This is a genomic window from Actinomadura fibrosa (assembly GCF_900659615.1).
Classification (GTDB): Bacteria; Actinomycetota; Actinomycetes; order Streptosporangiales; family Streptosporangiaceae; genus Spirillospora; species Spirillospora fibrosa.
Genome location: NZ_CAACUY010000182.1, coordinates 1 through 18,619 on the forward strand (window position 1 = coordinate 1; position 18,619 = coordinate 18,619).

The window sequence follows — 18,619 nt, forward strand, 5'->3', positions numbered from 1 at the left end:
CCGGCGCCGGGTCGCGCCGCGTCCCGCCGTCCCGCCCGGCTCCGCCCGGCTCCTCGACGTCCCCGCCCGGGCGCGCGTTCCGCTCCGCGCCGTAGCCGAGCAGGCGCAGCAGCACCTCACGCGACGGCGGGCGCTCCGCCGGGTCCTCGCGCAGGCAGGGCTTGAGGATCTCGGCGAGCCAGGAGGGCACGTCGACGCGGTAGCGCTCCAGGCGCAGCAGCCGCTCGAACGCGCTGCGCGGCCCGTCCTCGCCGAACGCGCGGGCGCCGAGCGCGGCGAAGCTCATCGTGACGGCCCAGGCGAACACGTCCGCCGGCGGGCCGACCTCGCCGCCCGCGAGCTGCTCGGGCGCCATGAACGCGGGCGTCCCCGAGGTGCCGGGCTCGCCCCGCCCGGACGGCCCGAGCGCGCGGGCGACGCCGAAGTCGACGACGCGGGGGCCGTCGGCGGCGAGCAGCACGTTGCCCGGCGTGAAGTCCCGGTGGACGACGTTCGCCGCGTGCGTGGCGGCGAGCGCCATCATCGTGCCGGCGGCGACCCGCTCCAGCTCGACCCCGCCGAGCGGCCCGCCCTCCTCGACGACGCTCCGCAGCGACGGCGCGTCGACGTACTCGCTGACGATGTAGGGGCGGCCGGCGTCGGTGCCGGCGTCCAGGACCCGCGCGGTGCAGAACCGCGCGACCTGCCGGACGAGGGTGATCTCGGACAGGTCGGCGCGCGCGTCCTCGCCGGGCCGGACGTGCGGCGTCTTCAGCGCCACCTCCGTCCCGGCCGGGCCCGGCCACCGCGCGAGGTAGACGACGCCCTGCCCGCCCTCCCCCACGCGCCCCAGGAGCTCGTAGCCGCCGAGCATGGCCGGATCCTCCGGCCGCAGAGCCTCCACCGCCACCGCGCACCACCTTCCGTCGGACGTCCCGGTGATACGACAGTTCGCGCGGCGGGACGGTTCCGGACCTCACCGGCGCGGGACGCGTCAGCGGATTCCAGTGTGCCCGGCGAGGAGCGCGAGCGCGGCGTCCTCGATCGCCTCCTCCGACAGCAGGACGTGCCGGGCCGCGTCGCCGAGCGGGATGAAGCTGTCCTCGCTCGTGACCCGGGCGGCGCGGCCCCGGAAGCCCCCGTCCGCCAGCGCCGCCAGGACGGCCTCGGACACCCCGCCGGTCCGGCGCGTCTCGTCCGCGACGAGGACGGCGCCGGTCGCGTGCGCCTCGCGGAGCAGGTCGGCGGCGGGCAGCGGGGCGAGCCAGCGCAGGTCGAGGACGCGGCACGCGACGCCGCGCCGCTCCAGCCGGCGGGCCGCGCGCAGGCTCATCCGCAGCCCGTTCGCGAACGTGACGATGGCGAGGTCGCGGCCCGTCCCGTACGTGCGGGCGGAGCCGATCGGCGTCGCGGCGCCCGGGAGCGGGGCCAGCCAGCCGCCGTCGCCCTCCTCGTGCAGGTCGCGGACGTGGTACAGCGCGATCGGCTCCAGCACCACGCAGACCAGGCCGTCGTCCGCGGCGGCGTCCGCGCAGGCGCGCAGCGTCCCGGCGGCGTCGTCCGGGCGGGCGGGCGAGGCGATCACCAGGCCGGGGATGTCGCGCAGCGCCGCGACCGCGTTGTCGTTGTGGAAGTGCCCGCCGAACCCCTCCTGGTAGGCGTAGCCGGCGACGCGCACCACCATCGGGTTGCGGTACCGGCCCGCCGAGAAGAACGGCAGGGTCGCCGCCTCGCCGCGGATCTGGTCGGCGGCGTTGTGGAGGTAGGCGAGGTACTGGATCTCGGGGACGGGCAGCATCCCCGCGAGGCCGAGCCCGAGCGCGAGGCCGAGGATCGACTGCTCGTCGAGGATCGTGTCGAACACCCGCGCCCCGCCCGCGCGTTTCAGCAATCCCCGCGTCACCCCGTAGACGCCGCCCTTGCGCGCGACGTCCTCGCCGAACACCAGCATCCCGGGCCGCTCGTCGAGCAGCTCGCCGAGGGTCCGGTTGAGGGCCTGCGCGACCGTGACCGGCTCGCTCGCGGCAGACGCTTTCGGAGCCTCCGGGCGTCGCCTCCGCGGGACCGGGATGGGCGCCATCACCTCGGCGGCGGACGCCAGCCGTGGCGCCTTGACCACCTCCTCCGCGGCGGCGAGCACGGCGGCGCGCTTGGCCTCGTAGAGCCCGACTATCTCCTCGCCCGTCGCGGCGCCGAGGTCGACCAGCAGGCGCGCCGTGCCGAGCAGCGGGTCGGCGGCCAGGTCCGCGGCGATCTCGGCGGCGCCGCGGTAGGCCGACTCGACGTCGGAGCCCGCGTGCCCCATCAGCCGGACGGTGCGCAGGTGCAGGAAGGCGGGGCGGCGGTGCGCGCGCACCCAGTCCGCCGCCCGGACGGACGCGGCGTAGGCGCCGGCGAGGTCGCAGCCGTCCGCCGCGAAGTACGCGAGGCCCGGCCGGGAGCCGTACGCCGCCTCGATCCAGCCCGGCGGGGTGCGGACGCTGATGCCGAGGCCGTTGTCCTCGCAGACCAGCAGCAGCGGCATCGGCAGGCCCAGGTGGCCGCAGTGCACGGCGGCGTTGACGGCGCCCGCCGCGGTCGAGTGGTTGGCCGAGGCGTCCCCGAACCCGCACACCGCCACGGCGTCGCGCGGCCACGGCGCCCGCGCGCCGAGCCGGGCGGCGCGCTCGATCGCGAAGGCGACACCGAGCGCGCGCGGCAGGTGCGAGGCGATCGTGGACGTCTGCGGGATCACGTGCAGCGGACGGCTGCCGAACACCTTGTGGCGCCCGCCCGCGATCGGCTCGTCCGCGGCGGCGACGAGCCCGAGCAGCACGTCCCGCAGCGGGTCGCGGGGCGGGTCGTCCGGTCCGCCGTCGCGCGCGTACCGGCCGGCGTCCCGCTCCCGCGCCTGCCGCGCCCGTTCGAGGAAGAACGCTCCGGACCGGTAGTGCAGGAGCGCCGGGTCGTCCGGGCGGAGCGCGGCGGCGACCGCGGCGTTGCCCTCGTGGCCCGCCGAGCCGATCGTGTAGTAGCCCTCGCCCCGGGACCGCAGCAGCCGCGCCGCGAGGTCCAGGTGCCGGCTGCCGAGCTGCGCGTCGAACAGCTCCAGGGCCCGCTCGGCGGTGAGAGGGCCGGGCGGCGGGCGCGTCCCGGACGGCGTGAGAGACGCGGCCGCCTTCAGGAAGTGGACGTCGGCGGGTTCGGCCATGCGGGCTCCTGCGCGGGGTGGCGGTCCGCTGTCGAGGATCGGACGGCGCCGCTCCCCCGCCAAGCCCCGCGAGGACGCGAACCCCTGGGGACCTGGCCAAGCGTTCCTTACCCGCACGGGATGGGGGCGGTGCCCGGGGCAGCCTCAGCCGCGCTTGGGCTCCCGGTAAGGAGACCGCGCTCTGTCCGATCTTGGCTTCCGCGCGGTGCCCCGGTCACGCTGGAACCGTGTCCAGCCCCGCTCGCACCCCCGTGCTCACCTCCGTCATCGGCGGCGCCCGCGTCGCGGCGGGCCCGCGCCCGTACCGGTCCACGAACCCGTCCCGCACCGCCGACACGGTCGCGGAGGTCTCGCTCGCCGGGGCCGCCGACCTCGCCGAGGCGTGCCGCGCCGCGCGGGCCGCGCAGGACGCCTGGCGGGACGTGCCGCCGCCCGTCCGCGGGCAGGTCGTCGCCGCGGCCGGGCGCCTCGTCGAGGAGAACAAGGCGGCGCTGGCGCGCGTCGTGACCCGCGAGGTCGGCAAGCCGTACGCGGAGGCGCTCGGCGAGGTCCAGGAGATCGCCGACACGTGCGCCTTCTTCTCCGGCGAGGGGCGGCGGCTGTACGGGCACACCGTCCCGTCCGAGATGCCCGACAAGGAGCTGTTCACCTACCGGGACCCGGTCGGCGTGGTCGCGGTCGTCACGGCGGGGAACTTCCCGGTCGCGGTGCCGTCCTGGTACATCGTCCCGGCGCTGCTGTGCGGCAACGCCGTGGTGTGGAAGCCCGCCGAGTACGCGGCGGCGTGCGCCGACGCGCTCTACGAGCTGCTCGCGCACGCGGGCGTGCCCGGCGGCGTCCTCAACGTCGTGTACGCGGACGGCCCGGAGACGTACCAAGGGCTGGAGCTGGCGCTCGGCGCCGGGCTCGTCGACAAGGTCGGCTTCACCGGCTCCACGGAGGCCGGGTCGCGGATCGGCGAGCTGTGCGGCCGCCACCTGCAGAGCCCCTGCCTGGAGCTCGGCGGCAAGAACCCGATGGTCGTCGCCGCGGACGCCGACCTCCCGCTCGCCGTCGAGGGCGCCCTGTTCGCCGGCTTCGGGACGGCCGGGCAGCGCTGCACCTCGCTCGGGACGGCCATCGTGCACGAGTCGCTGCACGGCGAGTTCCTCCGGCGGCTGGACGAGGCGGTCCGCGCCGCGCCCGTCGGCGACCCGTTCCAGGACGTCCTGTACGGGCCGCTGATCGGCGAGCGGTTCGCGGACGGCTTCGAGAAGGTCCTCGGCTGGATCGGGCCCGGCCACACCGTCCACGGGTCGCCCGCGACGGGGCGGATCACCGCGGCCGCGCCGCGCGCCGGGTTCGTCGGCGACCCGGAGGCCGGGCTGTTCTACCACCCGGTGATCGTGGACGGCGTCGGGCCCGGCGACGAGCTCTTCCAGCGCGAGGCGTTCGGGCCCGTCATCGGCGTGGCCCCCTACCGCACGCTGGACGAGGCGATCGAGCTCGCCAACGCGCCCGGCTACGGGCTGTCGGCGTCGGTGTACACCCGCGACCCGGCGACGGTGTTCCGGTTCCGGCGGCGGATCTCGGCGGGGATGGTCAGCGTGAACAACTCCACGTCGGGCGCCGAGGCGCACCTGCCGTTCGGCGGGAACGGCCGCTCGGGGAACGGCAGCCGCCAGTCCGGCGTGTGGGTGCTCGACCAGTTCACCCGCTGGCAGTCGATGAACTGGGACCACTCGGGACGGTTGCAGAAGGCGCAGATGGACGTCCGCACCGTCGAACCCGACCTCGGCTTCCGGCTGTAGGGCCGCGATGGACTCGGCCGAGGTCGTCGTCATCGGCGGCGGGGTGATGGGGACCAGCATCGCGTTCCACCTGGCCGAGGCCGGGGTCCGCGGCGTCGTGCTGGTCGAACGGGACGAGCTGGGCTCCGGATCGACGTGCAAGGCGGCGGGCGGCGTCCGGGCGCAGTTCTCCGACGAGGTGAACGTCCGGCTCGGCGCGCGCAGCCTGGAGGCGTTCGCGCGGTTCGGGACGCGGCCGGGCCGGGAGATCGACCTGCACCGCGTCGGCTACCTGTTCCTGCTGTCCCGCCCGGAGGACGTCGCGGCGTTCGAGGCGTCCGTGGCGCTCCAGAACCGGCTCGGCGTGCCCAGCCGCATGGTCTCGGTCGCGGAGGCGTGCCGGCTGTCGCCGCTGATCGTCCCGGACGGGCTGCTGGCGGCCGCGTTCTCCCCCGACGACGGGCACTGCACGCCCGAGTCCGTCGTCGCCGGGTACGCGGCGGGCGCCCGCCGCCACGGCGCCGCGGTCCGCACGCGCACCGAGGTCCTCGGCATCGACGTGGACGGCGGCGAGGTCACGGGCGTCCGGACGTCCCGCGGCCGGATCGCGGCCCGCGCGGTCGTGTGCGCCGCCGGGGCCTGGTCGGCCGCGGTGGGCGCGATGGCGGGGGTGGACCTCCCGGTCGAGCCGCTGCGGCGGCAGATCGCCTTCACCGAGCCGATGCCGGACCTGCCCCGCCCCGTGCCGATGACGATCGACTTCACGACGTCCTTCTACTTCCACGGCGAGGGCGCGGGGCTGCTGCTCGGCATGTCGGACCCGGACGAGCGGCCCGGTTTCGCGCTGGACGTCACCGACGCGTGGCTGCCCCGGCTGACGGAGGCGATCGGGGCCCGCGCCCCGCGGCTCCTCGACGCCGGCCTGACCGGCGCCTGGGCGGGGCTGTACGAGGTCACGCCCGACCACAACGCGCTCATCGGCGAGGCCCCGCACGTGAGCCGCTTCCTGTACGCGACGGGCTTCTCCGGCCACGGCTTCCTCCAGGGACCCGCCGTCGGCGAGGTCGTCCGGGACCTGTACCTCGGCCGGGACCCGGTCGTGGACGTGACCCCGCTGGACGCCGCCCGGCTGGCCGGGGACCGCCTCCGCCCGGAGATCAACCGTGTCTGACGTTCTCGCGCTGATGGACGAGTGGGGCCCCGAGCGGGTCGTGTGCGTCTCCGACTCCCGCACCGGGATGAAGGGCGTCCTCGTCATCGACAACACCGCCCGCGGGATGGGCAAGGGCGGCATGCGGATGAGCCCGACCGTCACCGTCACCGAGGTCGCGCGGCTGGCGCGGGTGATGACCTACAAGTGGGCGGGCGTCGACCTGTTCTTCGGCGGCGCCAAGGCCGGGATCGCGGCGGACCCGCGCTCCCCGGACCGCGAGGCGGTCCTGCGGGCGTTCGTGCGGGCGCTGTCGCAGGAGATCCCCCGCCGGTACGTGGCGGGCCTCGACATGGGGCTGACCGAGCGGGACGCGGCGATCGTCCAGGACGAGCTGGACGACCGGGGCGCGGCGGTCGGGACGCCGCACGCGCTCGGCGGGATGCCCTACGACGCGCTCGGCGTCACCGGCCACGGGGTCGCGGAGGCCGCCGACGCCGCGGCGGGCGAGGCCGGGCTGACGCTGTCCGGGGCCCGCGTCGCGCTCCAGGGGTTCGGGGCCGTCGGGCACGCCGCCGCGCGCCGCCTCGCCGAGCTCGGCGCGACAATCGTGGCGGTCTCCACCGCGCACGGCGCGCTCCACGACCCCGACGGCCTGGACGTCGCCCGGCTGCTGGCGCTCCGCGACGAGGCGGGCGACGCGCTGGTGAAGGAGTACCGCGGCGGCCGAACGCTGGACCTCGGCGCGGAGCTGCTCGTCCCCGCCGAGATCCTCGTGCCCGCCGCGCTCCAGGACGTCATCGGCGCGGACGCCGCGTCCCGCGTGCGCGCGCGGATCGTGGTCGAGGGCGCGAACCTGCCGACGGATCCCGCCGCGCGACGCGTCCTCGCGGCGCGGGGCGTCACGGTGGTGCCGGACCTCGTCGCGAACGCGGGCGGCGTGGTCGCGGCGGGCTTCGCGATGGACGCCCGCCACTCGCCGTTCCGTCCCGATCCGGGCGCCGTCTTCGCCGCCGTCTCCGCGAAGGTGCGGGAGAACACGGTGCGGGTCCTCGCCGCGGCCCGCGACCAGGGGACGACCACCCACGAGGCAGCCGTCGCGCTGGCGCAGGAGCGGGTCCGCGCCGCGATGGAGCTGAAGGGCCGCCTGCCGCGCTGACCCGCTCAGCGGCCGGTCGCGCCGTTCACCTCCGCCTCCACGCCGCGGGCGGCCTCGGCCAGGCCGCGCATGGCGTCCTTGACGAGCGGGTTCGTGTTGCTCACGCGGCGGAGCACGATCACGTGCCGGCGCGGGGTGCGGCGGCTGAGCCGCAGCGTCCGCAGGCCGGGTCCGGGCACGCAGCCGAGCGCCGGGACGAGCGCGATCCCGAGGCCCGAGGCGACCAGCCCGCACACCACCGCGTAGTCGTTGCTGCGGAACGCGATGTTCGGCGTGAACCCGGCGGTGCCGCACAGCCGCAGCAGCGCCTGCGCGCCCGAGCTCTCCGGGCGGCTCGCGATCCACGTCTCGGACCGCAGGTCCCGCAGCCGGACGGTCCGCCCGCCCGCCAGCGGATGGCCGACGGGCACGCAGAGCACCAGGTTCTCGTCCATCACCGGCGTCTCGACGAGCTGGTCCGGCCAGCTCCGCGGGAACAGGTCGTAGCGGTAGGCGAGCTGGAGGTCGAGGTCGCCGTCGAGCAGCTCGGGCAGCAGCTCGTCCGGCTCGCCCTCCGACAGCGTGATCTCGATGCCGGGCCGGATCCGGGACAGCTCCGCCAGCACCCGCGGCAGGATGCGGGCGCTCGCGGTCGGGAAGCTGCCGAGCTGGAGCGCGCCGCGCTCCCCGCTCGCCACCGTCCGCAGCTCCCGCTCCAGCGTCGCGAGCGCCGACAGCACGTCGTTGCCCTTGCTGACCAGCAGGAACGCCGCGCTCGTCGGGCGGACGCTGCGGGCCCGGCGCTCGAACAGCACCAGGCCGCAGGCGCGCTCCAGCGCCGCGACCTGCTGCGACACCGCCGACGCGGTGTAGCCGAGGTTGCGCGCGGCGTCCGCGAACGACCCCGTGCGCACGACCTCGCGCACCGTCTGGATGTGCAGGGGACTGATCATCACGCCTCCCTCGTCCCCCGACCCGTCCGCGGATCCCGCGTTCACCCCTCCCCGACATGACAGCCCGGACCGTCCCGGTTTGTCGATACACAACGCACCGCCCACCCGAGCACCCGCCCACCACGACCGCGCCGCTGACGGCGCTGCCCGCCGAGCGGATCCTCGCCTTGCAGGAGTGCCTGGACGCCGTGAGCGCGCACGTGTGCCGGTGGGACGTGTGCGCGGCGGCCTATCTCATCGGTGGCGGCTGCACGGCGTTGCTGAGCCCCGGGGCGTCCGTGCCGGGGGCGGCTCACGGCTCGCCCGGCACCGCGGTGCGGTCACGCGGCGGGGGCGCCGCCGACGAAGGTCCGTTCCTGCGGGGACGCCACGAGCTCGACCATGACGCCCTCACGGAGCTCCTCGCCGAGGACGCGGGTGATCGCGTCGGTCAGGGCGGCGCCGAGCCGGGCGCTGATCTGGGCGGCGTCGGGGCGGTCGAAGAGGCCGGCGCGGACGCCCAGCACCACCGAGACGCTGGTGTCCACGGCCTTGCCTCCCAGCGCGACGCGCCCCTCGGGGACTCCGTCCAGGCGGATGCTCACGAGGTCGCGGGCCCAGTCGCCGTAGACGCCGACGATCGCGTCGGTCAGCGCGGCGATGAGCTCGGACTCCTTGCCGAGCAGCCTGTTCTCTGGCAGGTGGGCGGTCAGGTGCGGCATGATTCTCCCCATTCCCTTTGGAAACAAAGGCTTTGACCTCAAAGGTAATTGGACGGGGGTGTCGGTGTCCAGCGAATCGGGCGGTCCGGCCGTGGACGAGGCCGTGCGCACCTTGCTCCTGCTCATGCCGCGGCTCGTCGGCCGCGCCAAGCGCCTGCCGATCCCGCAGGCGCTCCAGGGGTTCGACCTGGCTCCGCGGCACCTCGCGCTGCTGGCCCACCTGGAGTACGGCGGCCCCGCCAGCGTCAACGAGCTCGCCGACCGGCTGGAGGTGGCCCCGACGACGGTCAGCCTCATGGTGAGCGAGCTCTCGCGGCGGGGCGTGCTGGAGCGGACCGCCGACTCCGCCGATCGCCGGCGCCGCATCGTCGCCATCGCTCCCGCCTACACCGCACCGATCAGCGACTGGCTCTCCGGCAACGCTTCGGCGTGGGAGCGCGTCATGCGCGACCTCGAACCCGCCGACCGCGCGACGGTCATCGCCGCGCTGCGCGCCTACGAGGCCGCACTGGCACAGGGAGGCGACGAGCCCCGAAACGCGTCCTGAGTCAGGTCGGCCTTTTCCCGGGGCGCCCCGAGCCCTTCGACCAGCACATCCAGCCGGTGGCGTAGCGAGCGACTAGAATTGTCGTATGACTGCCGGGTCGGCCATGGGCCGTGCACAGGACGGATTCCCGGCCGACGCTTGATCACCGTGCGGGCCCGAGGCCCGCCCCCTCGTCACGAGAAGTGCCCGGAAAGCCACTCGTGACGAGAGGAGGTGGAATACATGAACTGGCAGGAATTCATCGCCCGCCATCAGGTCGGCGACGTCATCGAAGGCGTGGTGACCAGGCAGGTGCCGTTCGGATGCTTCGTGGAGTCGGAGGGCTTCACCGGCCTCGCGCCCCGGCAGGCCTGGCCCGTCGGCAGCCGTGTCTCGGTCGAGATCCTCGCGATCGACCCTGAGAAGCAGCGGTTCAGCCTGGCCGCCGCCTGACGCGGTAACGCTGATCCGGGAGAGGAATCGGACTCTTCCGGATCAGCGTCCCCCGCTTACTCTCACCAGCGGGTGATCGGTACCGGTACGCGGCGTTCGATGGCGGCCGCGATCTCCTCGCCCGAGCGGTCCAGCCATTTGTCCCGGACGGCGAACGGGCCGCCGTAGTACTTGAGGGCCCGAAGCGCATGGCGCCGCGACCGCCCGCTCAGCCGGCGGATGTCGGCGACCGGGTCACGCACGGTGAGGGCGAGCACGCGCGTGGTCCGCGTCGGGCGGAACGGCGTCCGCAACGTCTTGATGCGGATACCGGTCACCTGGTCCCAGGTCACCGAGTGGTCGATGCCTCTCGCGGCGATGCCGGCGGCGTCCAGGGTGATGACCGGTCGGCGCGAGAAGGCCAGGCACAGATGCCGGACGTGGTAGGAGGCCTGGATCAGCAGGACGAGTTCCAGCAGGCACAGCAACCCGACGATGACTCCCGCCAGGGTGGCCACCACAGCGTCGGGATAGTGGGCGGACAGCAGCGCCACCACGGCGGCGACCACGACTGCGCAGGACGTGAACGCGCGTGCCGTCGCCCGCAGGACTTTCGGGCGGTCGATCCTCACCTCCGTCACAGGGTCCGGCTGCGGAGCGGGGCGGACGACGGGTCCCGCGCCGGCATCGCCGGGCACGGCACCGGTGTCCGCCGGATCCGCGGCGGCGGGACGGTTGGCGTACTCGACGCGCGTCAGCGACATGTGCCAGAGGCGTGCGCGCAGGCGGTGGCACAGCAGCGCCACCAGCGTGAGCCCGCTCACCAGGACGGCCGCCATGCAGGCGAGGACGAACACGACGGCCGGTCCGCTGCTCGGCAGCGTCTCCATCACGGCGGACGCCGCCAGGGGCGCGGCGGCGAGGACGAGCGCCGAGATGATGATTCCGCGACGGTGGCCGGGCAGTCCGCGGCGCAGTTCCGCCCGCACGTAGCGGACGGCGCACGCCGCCACCTCCGGGTCGGGGTAGGCCATGCCCCGGCGGGCCGCCCAGTGGACCGCCCCCCGCGTGTCCTCGTCCAGCCCGAACCACTCGGCCGCCGCCGCTTCGTACTCCCGCATCGCACCACCGTCTGCCCTCGACCCATCGGACGGTGAGCGAGGCTAGAGAGGGGCGCTGCGCGATCCGGTGCCCGGGATCGCGCACGGGACGGCCCGCGCGGGAACGCGGGAGCCGTCCCGGTCAGCGCTCGCGCGGCGGAGGGGTGTCCTTGATCTTCGTCGCCCAGGCGAGGAACCGGGAGATCTGCGGCAGCGACGGGAGGTCCTGCCGCCGGTCGGGCCGCCGGCCGTCACCGGTGACCGGGGTCAGCCGCGCCTCGCGGTTGAAGTCCAGGCGCAGCCGCAGCCAGCGGCGGCTGCGCGGGTCGGCGCGCTCGGCGATCCGCTGCTCCAGGTTCTGCTCGATCGCGTAGCCGATGGCCCGGTTGACCCGGGTGGTGTCGGTGACCCCGTGCCGGAACTGCGCCTCGGCGTCGGCCGGCCCGGGCACCGGGCGGCGTGCCCGGTCGGGGTGCAGCACGGCCTCGCGGAGCGCGCGGGCATCGGCCATGTCAGCGCGGTGGTAGAAGAAGTCGGCCTTCGCCTCGCGCATCCGCCGTCGGACGGCGTCGTCGAAGAAGTGGCCGGTCACCACGATGACCGTGAGCCGTCCCGGGGGCCTGAGCCGCCGCAGGTGCTCGACGACGGCCACGCCCGGGAACTGGTCGCCCGAGCGGCGGTGGTCGGCGGCGTCGACGATCGCCACGTCGGTCCCGGCCCAGACGTCCTCGGCCGCGAGCGCGCCGTCGTGGTCGAGCGACGCGGTCACCCGGACGCCCGGGACCGCTTCGAGCAGGTGGGTCATCCCGTACCGGTTGATGTCGTCGTCGTCCACCACGGCGACCCCGACCGGCCCCGGGGCGAAACCGCTGAACGCCACGGCCTCTCCCGCGATCGGCACCACGTTGATCAACGTCCACTATGGCCGATCGGGCCGTCCCCTCGGAAGCGATTCCGTCCCGCCGCCGGTTGCGGTGCCCCGGTCCTCGTCAGCTCGATCCGATGGCCGCCAGCGACGCGCGCGCCTGCCGGAGCCTTCGCTCGATCTCGGCCCCGACCTTGGGCGGCAGGTCCGGGCCGAGCGCCCGGTAGCGGTCACCGAGCTGCCCGGCGGCCTCCTCGGTCAGCTCCACCACCAGCCGCCGGCCGCGCTGGAAACCGTCCCGCACCGCCGTGTCGTACATGCGCTGGACCTGCGCCCAGAGCTCCTCCGACTCCGCGTTCATGGCGTCCCGCAGCCCCTGCACCGCGAGGACCGGAGCCAGCGGCCAGGCGAGCCCTACGAGGACGTCCGACAGCGAGAACGGGACGGGCATCAGCGCGGCCCCGGCCATCGCCGCCCCCGCGAAGCCCGCCGTGAACAGGAGCAGGCGTGGCCAGGGCAGGTCCCTGGCGTGCACGTACACCAGCGGGACCGCCCACTGGAGGAAGAACATGAACGGCAGGCGCCCGCTGTCGGGCCGCTCGGCCGCCGTGGTCGCCACCGACTGGAGCAGGGCGAGTGCCAGGCCGATCGCGAGGACGCGTCCGGCCAGCTCCGCGGGCGGGCGGTGCGTCTGCCGGTGCGTCCAGCGGGCCGCGGCGAGCGCCGCCGCGGCGATCGGCGCGGTCACCCACGGCGGCACCGCGTCCCACTGCGGGAGCGACTGGATCAGCACCAGCGCGGCGGCGGCCACGAACGCGAACGGCCCGGCGTGCAGCGGACGGATCCGGGGCCGCGCGTCGGCGGGGACGACGATCGGGCGCCCGTCCACGAGGAGCGTCTGCTCCTCGCCCGCGGGGCCGGGGCGCGGCACCTCGACCGGCACGGTCCCGCGCGGCGCCAGGGCGTCGAGGCGGCGTTCGAGGTGCTCCGTCTGCGCCGGGGACAGCAGGAGCGTTCCCGCCCCCGGGGCCACCCGCACCTCCACATCGGAGGACAGGTCTGCGCTGCGCCCGTTGTAGAGGCTCTGCCAGCGCAGCAGCGCGACGCCCAGATAGGTGGCCTGGCGCCCGCACGCCTCCGCGAGCCTCGCCTTCCAGCCGCCGAACGGGGACGGCGGCGGCGACTCCTCGTAAGCCGCGACGAGCGGCGCGGTGCGGACCAGCAGGTCCACGACCGAGTCCGCGCCCATCGCCACGCTGTTCTGCCCCGACAGCTCCGCCCGGCTGACGGCCGCCTCCAGGTGGTCCTGGACGGTCCGCGCCTCCACCTGCCAGCGGCGCCGTAGGTACGCCCCCGACAACGTCCCGGCGCCCCAGGCGACCAGCGGCCACAGGTACGGCAGCGGCGTCACCCCGGCACCCGCGACTCCCGACGCCACGGCACCGGCGGAACCCACCAGCACGGGCAGCGGCAGCGCGCGCCACGCGTACGCCATCGCCATCTCCATCAGGACGGGGCTGGCGACGATCACGGCCAGGTCCGCCGACCCGTGCAGGACGAGCGTCCAGGCCACCACGTCCATGAGGTCCAGCCCCAAGCGCAGCGGGAACAGCGACCGGCCGCGGCGGCGCAGCACGGTCGCGAACGCGAGGTCGAACACGGCGCACGCGACCGCGGCGACCGCCACCGCACGGCCGTGGGCGAGGCCGAGCTGCAGGGCCGTGACGGCCTCGATCAGCCGGGTGCTCAGCCGGTAGCCGAGGAACACCCGATGCCCGAAATGCTCCGTCGAGCGCGGTAGCAGCCGTTCGAGCCGGTCGTCGTCGATGACGATGCCCACGCCGGTCCCGAGCCCGCTTCCGCGACCCGTCCGGTCGTCGGAGCCGGGCACGTCCGTGCCGTCCGGTCCCGCGTGTCCCCGCGCCATCGTGCTCACTCCCCGGCGGCCGCGCGATCCGTCCGCCGCGATCGCGCAGGAGGTCTCCTTACGCTGCGGTCCGGGCGGCTTGGTCTCGATGCTCCCGAAGGACAGCATCCGCTGGACGGTCTTGAACATACGGAAGACCCCCGCATTTCACGGGGGAATGCCCGCTCCTCTCACAACCAGCGGTGGGCGATCCTTCAGCACAGAACTTAAGCAGATTTTTCTGGGAGTCGCTTTGGACACCGATGCCATTATCTCCGGCGTGTTCCTGACCGTTCTCGCCGGGAGCGCCGGCGCCGCCCTGTTCGCCCGCTGGAAGCGCGGCACTCCCTTGGGACTCGGCGTCCGGAACGGGTGCGTCCGCGAGATCGCCACCGGCGCGCTCATCGGAACAGCGGGGATGGGCGCCACGGTCACGGCGGTACTGCTCTGCACCGACTCCCACGTCCAAGACGTACGGCTGGACATGAAGCGTCTCGGAGTCGGCCTCGCGGTGCTGGCGGTGGCCGCCGTCGGCGAGGAGCTGGTCTACCGGGCGCTGATGCTCAACGGGCTCGCCACGCTCACCCGGCGCCCGTGGGCCGCGCTGGCCGTCTCCGCCGCGGTCTTCGGCGTGGTGCACCTGACCGACAGCAGCCATGCCACCGCCATCTCCGTGCTGAGCAACACCATGGGCGGCGTGATGTACGGCGTGGCGTTCCTGCGGACGGGACGGATCTGGATGCCCGTCGGGATCCATTTCGCCTGGAACTTCGTCCAAGGCACCATCATGGGCTTCGCCGTCAGTGACAACACGGATTACAGCGGCGGGCTCGTCCATCCGGTCGTCGAGGGCACGACATGGCTGACCGGGGGCGGTTACGGTCCCGAGGGAAGCGTGTTCTCACTGGTCGCCAGGGCCGCCATCATCGCCGCGGTCCTCGCACTGCCCGCACGCGGCGACAGGATCCCGGAGACATCACCCGACGTAGCAGTGGATTAGCAGCAGGAGAACCCATGTCCGAGTCCGCCGTCCGAGACTGCCGCCGGGCACTTGAGGCCGCCGACGCCGATACCGCCGCGTTGCGCGCCGAAGCGCTCCGCCTCGAACGGATCCTGACCGATCCGGCGCATTGAAGCGCCGCCGAGGTCGCCGCCGCGCGCCTGCGGACGATCACCCGCCTGCTGGACGACCTCGACGGCGCCCGCGAGGAGTTCACGCTCCTCTCCGGCTTGCTCGACCTGGCGGACGGCCCCCTCGCCGCCGACTGCCGGGCGGGGCTGCGGGCCCTCACCGAACACGTCACCGACCTGCGCCGCCGACGCCCCGGTGACCTGGACGAACGAGAGGCCATCATCGTCATCAGGACACCGGCCTACGAGGGCACACGGTTAGCGGACGCCTACGAGGGTTCGCGGTGGGCGGAGCACCTTTACTCGCAATATGTGAGCCGAGCCGAGCGTGAAGGGCGGCCGGTCCAGACCTTCAGCAAGGACGCTCACGTGGATCCCTACGGGTTCGCGGCCACCACGCGGATCGGCGGCGTCGGCGCGTTCGGGTGGTTGCAGCCTGAACAGGGCACCCATCGCGCGGAGGGACGCCGCATCCTGGAAGCGCAGGTCGAAGTGCTCGCCGTCGCGGTGTCCTACGACGAGATCCCCCTCGACGACCGCGAGATAGAAGCCAACGAGACCCCGGAGTGGAGCAGTTGCGGTGGGCCCCTGGGATATGACTGCCGGAGCGTCCTGTTGACTCACGTGCCCACGGGGATCACCGCCCTCTGCATGAAGCAGGGAAGCACCAAAGCGAATCGGGAAGGTGCCCGCACCCTGCTGCGAGCACGCCTGCTGGAGCACCGCAGGAACGCCTCCGACCAGCCGCGCTAGCAGGTCGCGCAACTTTTGGTTGCGCATTCGGCGCTCACGCCGCACCGTGGATGTGCAACCAAAGGTTGCATGTCGACGAGGCGGAGATCGACGTCCGGCCCGGCGGCGCGGGGCGGCTGGTCTGGACGGAGCGGGCGACCAACGGCACGGGCGCGACCGCCGACATCGTCGTGGAGAGGGTCGAGCCTCCGCACCTGTTCTCCTTCCGCTGGGCGTTCGATGACGGGGGCGAACCGGCTGACGGGAACTCGGTACTGGTGGAGTTCACGCTCGCCTCCGAGGGCGAGGGCACCCGGCTGCGGGTGACCGAACACGGGCTGGAGCAGATCCACTGGAGCGAGGAGCAGAAGTCGTCCTTCGCCGAGGACCACATCGAGGGCTGGGCGAAGCACCTCGGTGACCTGGCCGCCTACGCGGCGCGGAAGGCCGGGGCCGCCGTCCGGTGATGGACCAGGACAGCGAGGAGCTGCTCGCGGCGGTCGCGGAGCCGGGCCGCCGCCGGCTGCTCGACCTCCTGCTCGCCCAGGGTGAGGCGACGCCCACGAGCGGCTCGCCGTCGCCACGCAGGCGATGGCGGAGGTCGCGGCGCGGTGGGACGCCCGCCTCCAGAGGATCAAGCGCCTCGCCGAGTCCGCGCATCGCCAGGCGCGCTCCGCCGACACGTCCGACAAGGCTGCCACGGATCCAACGCACGGCTAGCCCGCCACTCCCGCCAAGCCCCTGCCGGTCCCCCAGCCTGCGAACGACGGTGCGTGAAATGGGGGTCCATATCGCGCGGTCGCCGGGGCGATGATTACGGCCGGGGTGCGGCGAGTTGGGTGACCATTTGGAGATAGTGCGCTGTCGCCGTTGCGGGGGGCGGTTGAGTGATCCGGTGCGGCGAGTGCCGTTGCGGAACGATCGGGTGCCTTTCGGCCACGGGGTGCAGCCGTTCCGGGTGGCGCCCGGCACCTATGGTGTCGACCCGGCGCCGTTCGGTCCGCCGTGGGAGCCGCTACCCCCGCAGTGGGGACACTACTGCGAGGTCGTCGGCGCCCGCAGGAGGTCGCGCGGCGTTCGAGGTACCTGCGTTCTGCACCGCAGGGACGGATGCCACCTCGTACTGATCCTGGACGACTGCGTCACGGGGTGCTGGGGTCTGGTGGGCGAGGAAGGGCGCAACACCGCCTGCCGGAGGTGCGGTGCGGCAGTGGCCTCCAGGACCGACGACTGCGACGAATGGCAGGAACTGAGGTTCTATCCCGATGCCGTTTTCCTGGCCACCGTTCCTGACGAGGGTTCGAGCTCTTACGATCCCTATCCCTGGGATGCGGCGGAGAAAGAGCGATTGGGCACCGGGCCCTTCGAGGACCACGACGCTGACGTCGCCCGGCACTGGTACCACGCGCTGGCCATGGCCGCTGCCGCCGTTCTCGCCGCCACCGGCGGCAACTCGCTGTTCGTCCCGGACGGTCCGGCCGCGTTGATCCGCAGTGCGCTCGTCAGGAGCCTGGGCCGCAGCCCGCATGCCCCGCAGGTGCGCCAACTCCCCCGGCCGGCATCCTCCAGCCGCTCCGCCTGGCGCGACGCGGCTCGCGGTGCGGGGCTGGAGCCGACGGCACCGCGTCCCTTCGCGGTCTGCGATCTCCTGGCACCGGACGAGGAGCGGCCGGGGCTGCTGGCCGAGACGCAGCGGTGGTTCGCCGAGCAGGGCGCCGGGATGCGCGACGTCCGCCTGATCGCCGTGGTTCCCGACCCTCCCGGACCGTCGCACCCGCACGACGTCGCGCTGCCCCGGCACATCTGGAGCTACCTGCACCGGACGCGGCCCGGCGCCCCTCGGCCGCTGGCGGCGACCCGTTGGCGTCACCTGAAGCCAGGAGCGCTGGTCCGGGAGGATCCTCCGCGCTACTGGGACAGCGCCGCGATCGGCTATCCCTACGAGATCGGTGCCCGCCACCTCTGCGACGTCCTGGACGAGTTGCCGGAGGGCGAGCGGCCGTGGCTGCGTCAACTGATCGAAGACCTGTACCCCCGCTCGCTTTGGGCGGAGGTCAGGGGGCGGACGTGGTGAGGCGGCTGATCTGGGCGTCGACGAAGGCGTGTTCGGCGGTGGAGAGCGGGAGGCCCAGCGCGGTGCGGTAGGCGTCGATCGCGTCGGCGGTGCGGGCGAGGCGGCGCAGCAGGTCGGCGCGGGCGATGTGGTACGGCGGCCAGCGGCTCAGGAGCGGGTGGCCGGCGAGGGTGTCGAGGATGGCCAGGCCCGCGGCGGGCCCGTCGGCCATGGCCACCGCGACGGCGCGGTTGGCCTCGATGACCGGCGAGGGCTCGTAGCGGAGCAGTTCGCCGTAGAGCAGCGAGATCTGGCGCCAGTCGGTGTGGTCAGGTCCGGGCGCGGTCGAGTGGCACGCGGCGATGGCGGCGTGCAGCTGGTAGGGGCCCGGACGGCCGGCGCGCAAAGCCTGTTCGAGGAGCCGCTCGCCCTCGCGGATCATGTCCTGGTCCCAGAGCGCGCGGTCCTGGTCCTCCAGCAGGACGAGGCCGCCCGCGGGGTCCGTCCGGCCGGGGCGGCGGGCGTCGATGAGGAGCAGCAGCGCCAGCAGCCCGGCGGGCTCGGTCTCGGCGGGCAGCAGCCGGACCAGGGCGCGCGCCAGCTCGATGGCCAGGTCGCACAGGTCGCCGCGGACGAGGTCGCGCCCGTCCGCCGCCTTGTGGCCCTCGGTGAAGACGAGGTAGACGACGCGCAGGACGGCGGCGAGGCGTCCGGGGAGGGCGCCGGGCTCCGGCACGGCCAGCCGGATGCCGGAGTCGCGGATCTTGCGCCGGGCCCGGGTCAGGCGCTTGGCCATCGTCGCCTCGGGGACGAGGAACAGCGCCGCCGCCTCCGCGGTGCCGAGACCGCACACCGCGCGCAGCGTCAGGGCCACCTGGACCGGCAGGTCCAGGGCCGGGTGGCAGCACATGAAGATCAGTCCGAGCCGGTCGTCGTCCGGTACCGGCCCCGGCGGCGGCGCGGCGGCCCCGGCGAGGGCGCGCACCGCCTCCGG

General features: G+C 74.3%; 17 protein-coding genes. 9 read left to right on the forward strand and 8 right to left on the reverse strand.

All coding sequences use genetic code 11. From position 1 onward, the window contains the following. The coding region (locus E1300_RS36490) for a serine/threonine-protein kinase (protein WP_131761683.1) at positions 1-889 on the reverse strand (889 nt) is incomplete at its 3' end. Positions 890-973: 84 nt separating this feature from the next. After that, positions 974-3,169, reverse strand: a complete 2,196-nt coding sequence (locus E1300_RS36495; RefSeq protein WP_131761684.1) for a thiamine pyrophosphate-dependent enzyme — start codon at positions 3,167-3,169, stop codon at positions 974-976. Positions 3,170-3,396: 227 nt separating this feature from the next. On the opposite strand from E1300_RS36495, the gene E1300_RS36500 reads away from it, so the two are divergent. Genes E1300_RS36500 through E1300_RS36510 form a run of 3 tightly spaced genes read left to right on the forward strand, consistent with a single transcriptional unit; the run spans position 3,397 to position 7,247 of the window. Continuing rightward, positions 3,397-4,959, forward strand: a complete 1,563-nt coding sequence (locus tag E1300_RS36500; RefSeq protein WP_242619617.1) for an aldehyde dehydrogenase family protein — start codon at positions 3,397-3,399, stop codon at positions 4,957-4,959. 7 nt (positions 4,960-4,966) lie between these two features. Further along, positions 4,967-6,109 (forward strand): NAD(P)/FAD-dependent oxidoreductase, encoded by a 1,143-nt coding sequence (locus E1300_RS36505; protein ID WP_131761685.1) that lies wholly within the window; start codon positions 4,967-4,969, stop codon positions 6,107-6,109. Next, positions 6,102-7,247: a Glu/Leu/Phe/Val family dehydrogenase gene (locus tag E1300_RS36510; RefSeq protein WP_207400150.1), complete on the forward strand. Its 1,146-nt coding sequence runs from the start codon at positions 6,102-6,104 to the stop codon at positions 7,245-7,247. Before E1300_RS36505 ends, E1300_RS36510 begins: the two co-directional genes overlap by 8 nt. Before the next feature lie 5 nt (positions 7,248-7,252). On the opposite strand, the gene E1300_RS36515 is transcribed toward E1300_RS36510, so the two are convergent. Further along, positions 7,253-8,179 (reverse strand): LysR family transcriptional regulator, encoded by a 927-nt coding sequence (locus E1300_RS36515; RefSeq protein WP_131761686.1) that lies wholly within the window; start codon positions 8,177-8,179, stop codon positions 7,253-7,255. A 320-nt stretch (positions 8,180-8,499) separates the two neighbouring features. Beyond that, positions 8,500-8,880 carry a tautomerase family protein gene (locus tag E1300_RS36520; protein WP_131761687.1) on the reverse strand — a complete coding sequence of 127 codons (381 nt, stop codon included), beginning with the start codon at positions 8,878-8,880 and terminating at the stop codon, positions 8,500-8,502. Positions 8,881-8,944: 64 nt separating this feature from the next. Between E1300_RS36520 and E1300_RS36525 the strand changes: the two genes are divergently transcribed. Next, on the forward strand, positions 8,945-9,427 hold the full coding sequence (locus tag E1300_RS36525) for a MarR family winged helix-turn-helix transcriptional regulator (RefSeq protein ID WP_242619618.1): 483 nt from the start codon (positions 8,945-8,947) through the stop codon (positions 9,425-9,427). 222 nt (positions 9,428-9,649) lie between these two features. Then, on the forward strand, positions 9,650-9,859 hold the full coding sequence (locus E1300_RS36530; protein WP_131761689.1) for a S1 RNA-binding domain-containing protein: 210 nt from the start codon (positions 9,650-9,652) through the stop codon (positions 9,857-9,859). Between the two features lie 62 nt (positions 9,860-9,921). Here the strand turns inward: E1300_RS36530 and E1300_RS36535 are convergent, their stop codons facing one another. The 3 genes from E1300_RS36535 to E1300_RS36545 form a co-directional block, all read right to left on the reverse strand. Continuing rightward, entirely contained in the window at positions 9,922-10,959 is a 1,038-nt protein-coding gene (locus tag E1300_RS36535) for a hypothetical protein (RefSeq protein WP_131761690.1), read from the reverse strand. Positions 10,960-11,080: 121 nt separating this feature from the next. After that, entirely contained in the window at positions 11,081-11,842 is a 762-nt protein-coding gene (locus E1300_RS36540) for a response regulator transcription factor (RefSeq protein ID WP_131761691.1), read from the reverse strand. 85 nt (positions 11,843-11,927) lie between these two features. Further along, positions 11,928-13,859: a hypothetical protein gene (locus tag E1300_RS36545; protein ID WP_165503149.1), complete on the reverse strand. Its 1,932-nt coding sequence runs from the start codon at positions 13,857-13,859 to the stop codon at positions 11,928-11,930. Positions 13,860-13,989: 130 nt separating this feature from the next. Here E1300_RS36545 and E1300_RS36550 point away from each other — a divergent pair, with 130 nt between their 5' ends. From E1300_RS36550 to E1300_RS36570, 4 genes are all read left to right on the forward strand, one after another. Beyond that, positions 13,990-14,709: a CPBP family intramembrane glutamic endopeptidase gene (locus E1300_RS36550; RefSeq protein ID WP_165503150.1), complete on the forward strand. Its 720-nt coding sequence runs from the start codon at positions 13,990-13,992 to the stop codon at positions 14,707-14,709. A gap of 182 nt (positions 14,710-14,891) precedes the next feature. Beyond that, the gene (locus E1300_RS36555) at positions 14,892-15,593 is read left to right on the forward strand and encodes a PCRF domain-containing protein (protein ID WP_306440693.1); all 702 of its coding nucleotides are present in this window, start codon (positions 14,892-14,894) and stop codon (positions 15,591-15,593) included. Between the two features lie 50 nt (positions 15,594-15,643). After that, the gene (locus E1300_RS36560) at positions 15,644-16,039 is read left to right on the forward strand and encodes an SRPBCC domain-containing protein (RefSeq protein ID WP_131761695.1); all 396 of its coding nucleotides are present in this window, start codon (positions 15,644-15,646) and stop codon (positions 16,037-16,039) included. Between the two features lie 743 nt (positions 16,040-16,782). Next, the gene (locus E1300_RS36570; RefSeq protein WP_131761696.1) at positions 16,783-17,646 is read left to right on the forward strand and encodes a hypothetical protein; all 864 of its coding nucleotides are present in this window, start codon (positions 16,783-16,785) and stop codon (positions 17,644-17,646) included. Here E1300_RS36570 and E1300_RS36575 read toward each other — a convergent pair. Further along, the coding region (locus E1300_RS36575) for an RNA polymerase sigma factor (protein WP_131761697.1) at positions 17,627-18,619 on the reverse strand (993 nt) is incomplete at its 5' end. The two genes, E1300_RS36570 and E1300_RS36575, sit on opposite strands and share 20 nt — an antisense overlap.

Bases quoted from the DNA above. Each gene is read 5' to 3' on its own strand.
- E1300_RS36495 (WP_131761684.1), bottom strand. From the start codon at position 3,169: ATGGCCGAACCCGCCGACGTCCACTTCCTGAAGGCGGCCGCGTCTCTC.
- E1300_RS36505 (WP_131761685.1), top strand. From the start codon at position 4,967: ATGGACTCGGCCGAGGTCGTCGTCATCGGCGGCGGGGTGATGGGGACC.
- E1300_RS36515 (WP_131761686.1), bottom strand. From the start codon at position 8,179: ATGATCAGTCCCCTGCACATCCAGACGGTGCGCGAGGTCGTGCGCACG.
- E1300_RS36520 (WP_131761687.1), bottom strand. From the start codon at position 8,880: ATGCCGCACCTGACCGCCCACCTGCCAGAGAACAGGCTGCTCGGCAAG.
- E1300_RS36530 (WP_131761689.1), top strand. From the start codon at position 9,650: ATGAACTGGCAGGAATTCATCGCCCGCCATCAGGTCGGCGACGTCATC.
- E1300_RS36535 (WP_131761690.1), bottom strand. From the start codon at position 10,959: ATGCGGGAGTACGAAGCGGCGGCGGCCGAGTGGTTCGGGCTGGACGAG.
- E1300_RS36545 (WP_165503149.1), bottom strand. From the start codon at position 13,859: ATGTTCAAGACCGTCCAGCGGATGCTGTCCTTCGGGAGCATCGAGACC.
- E1300_RS36560 (WP_131761695.1), top strand. From the start codon at position 15,644: ATGTGCAACCAAAGGTTGCATGTCGACGAGGCGGAGATCGACGTCCGG.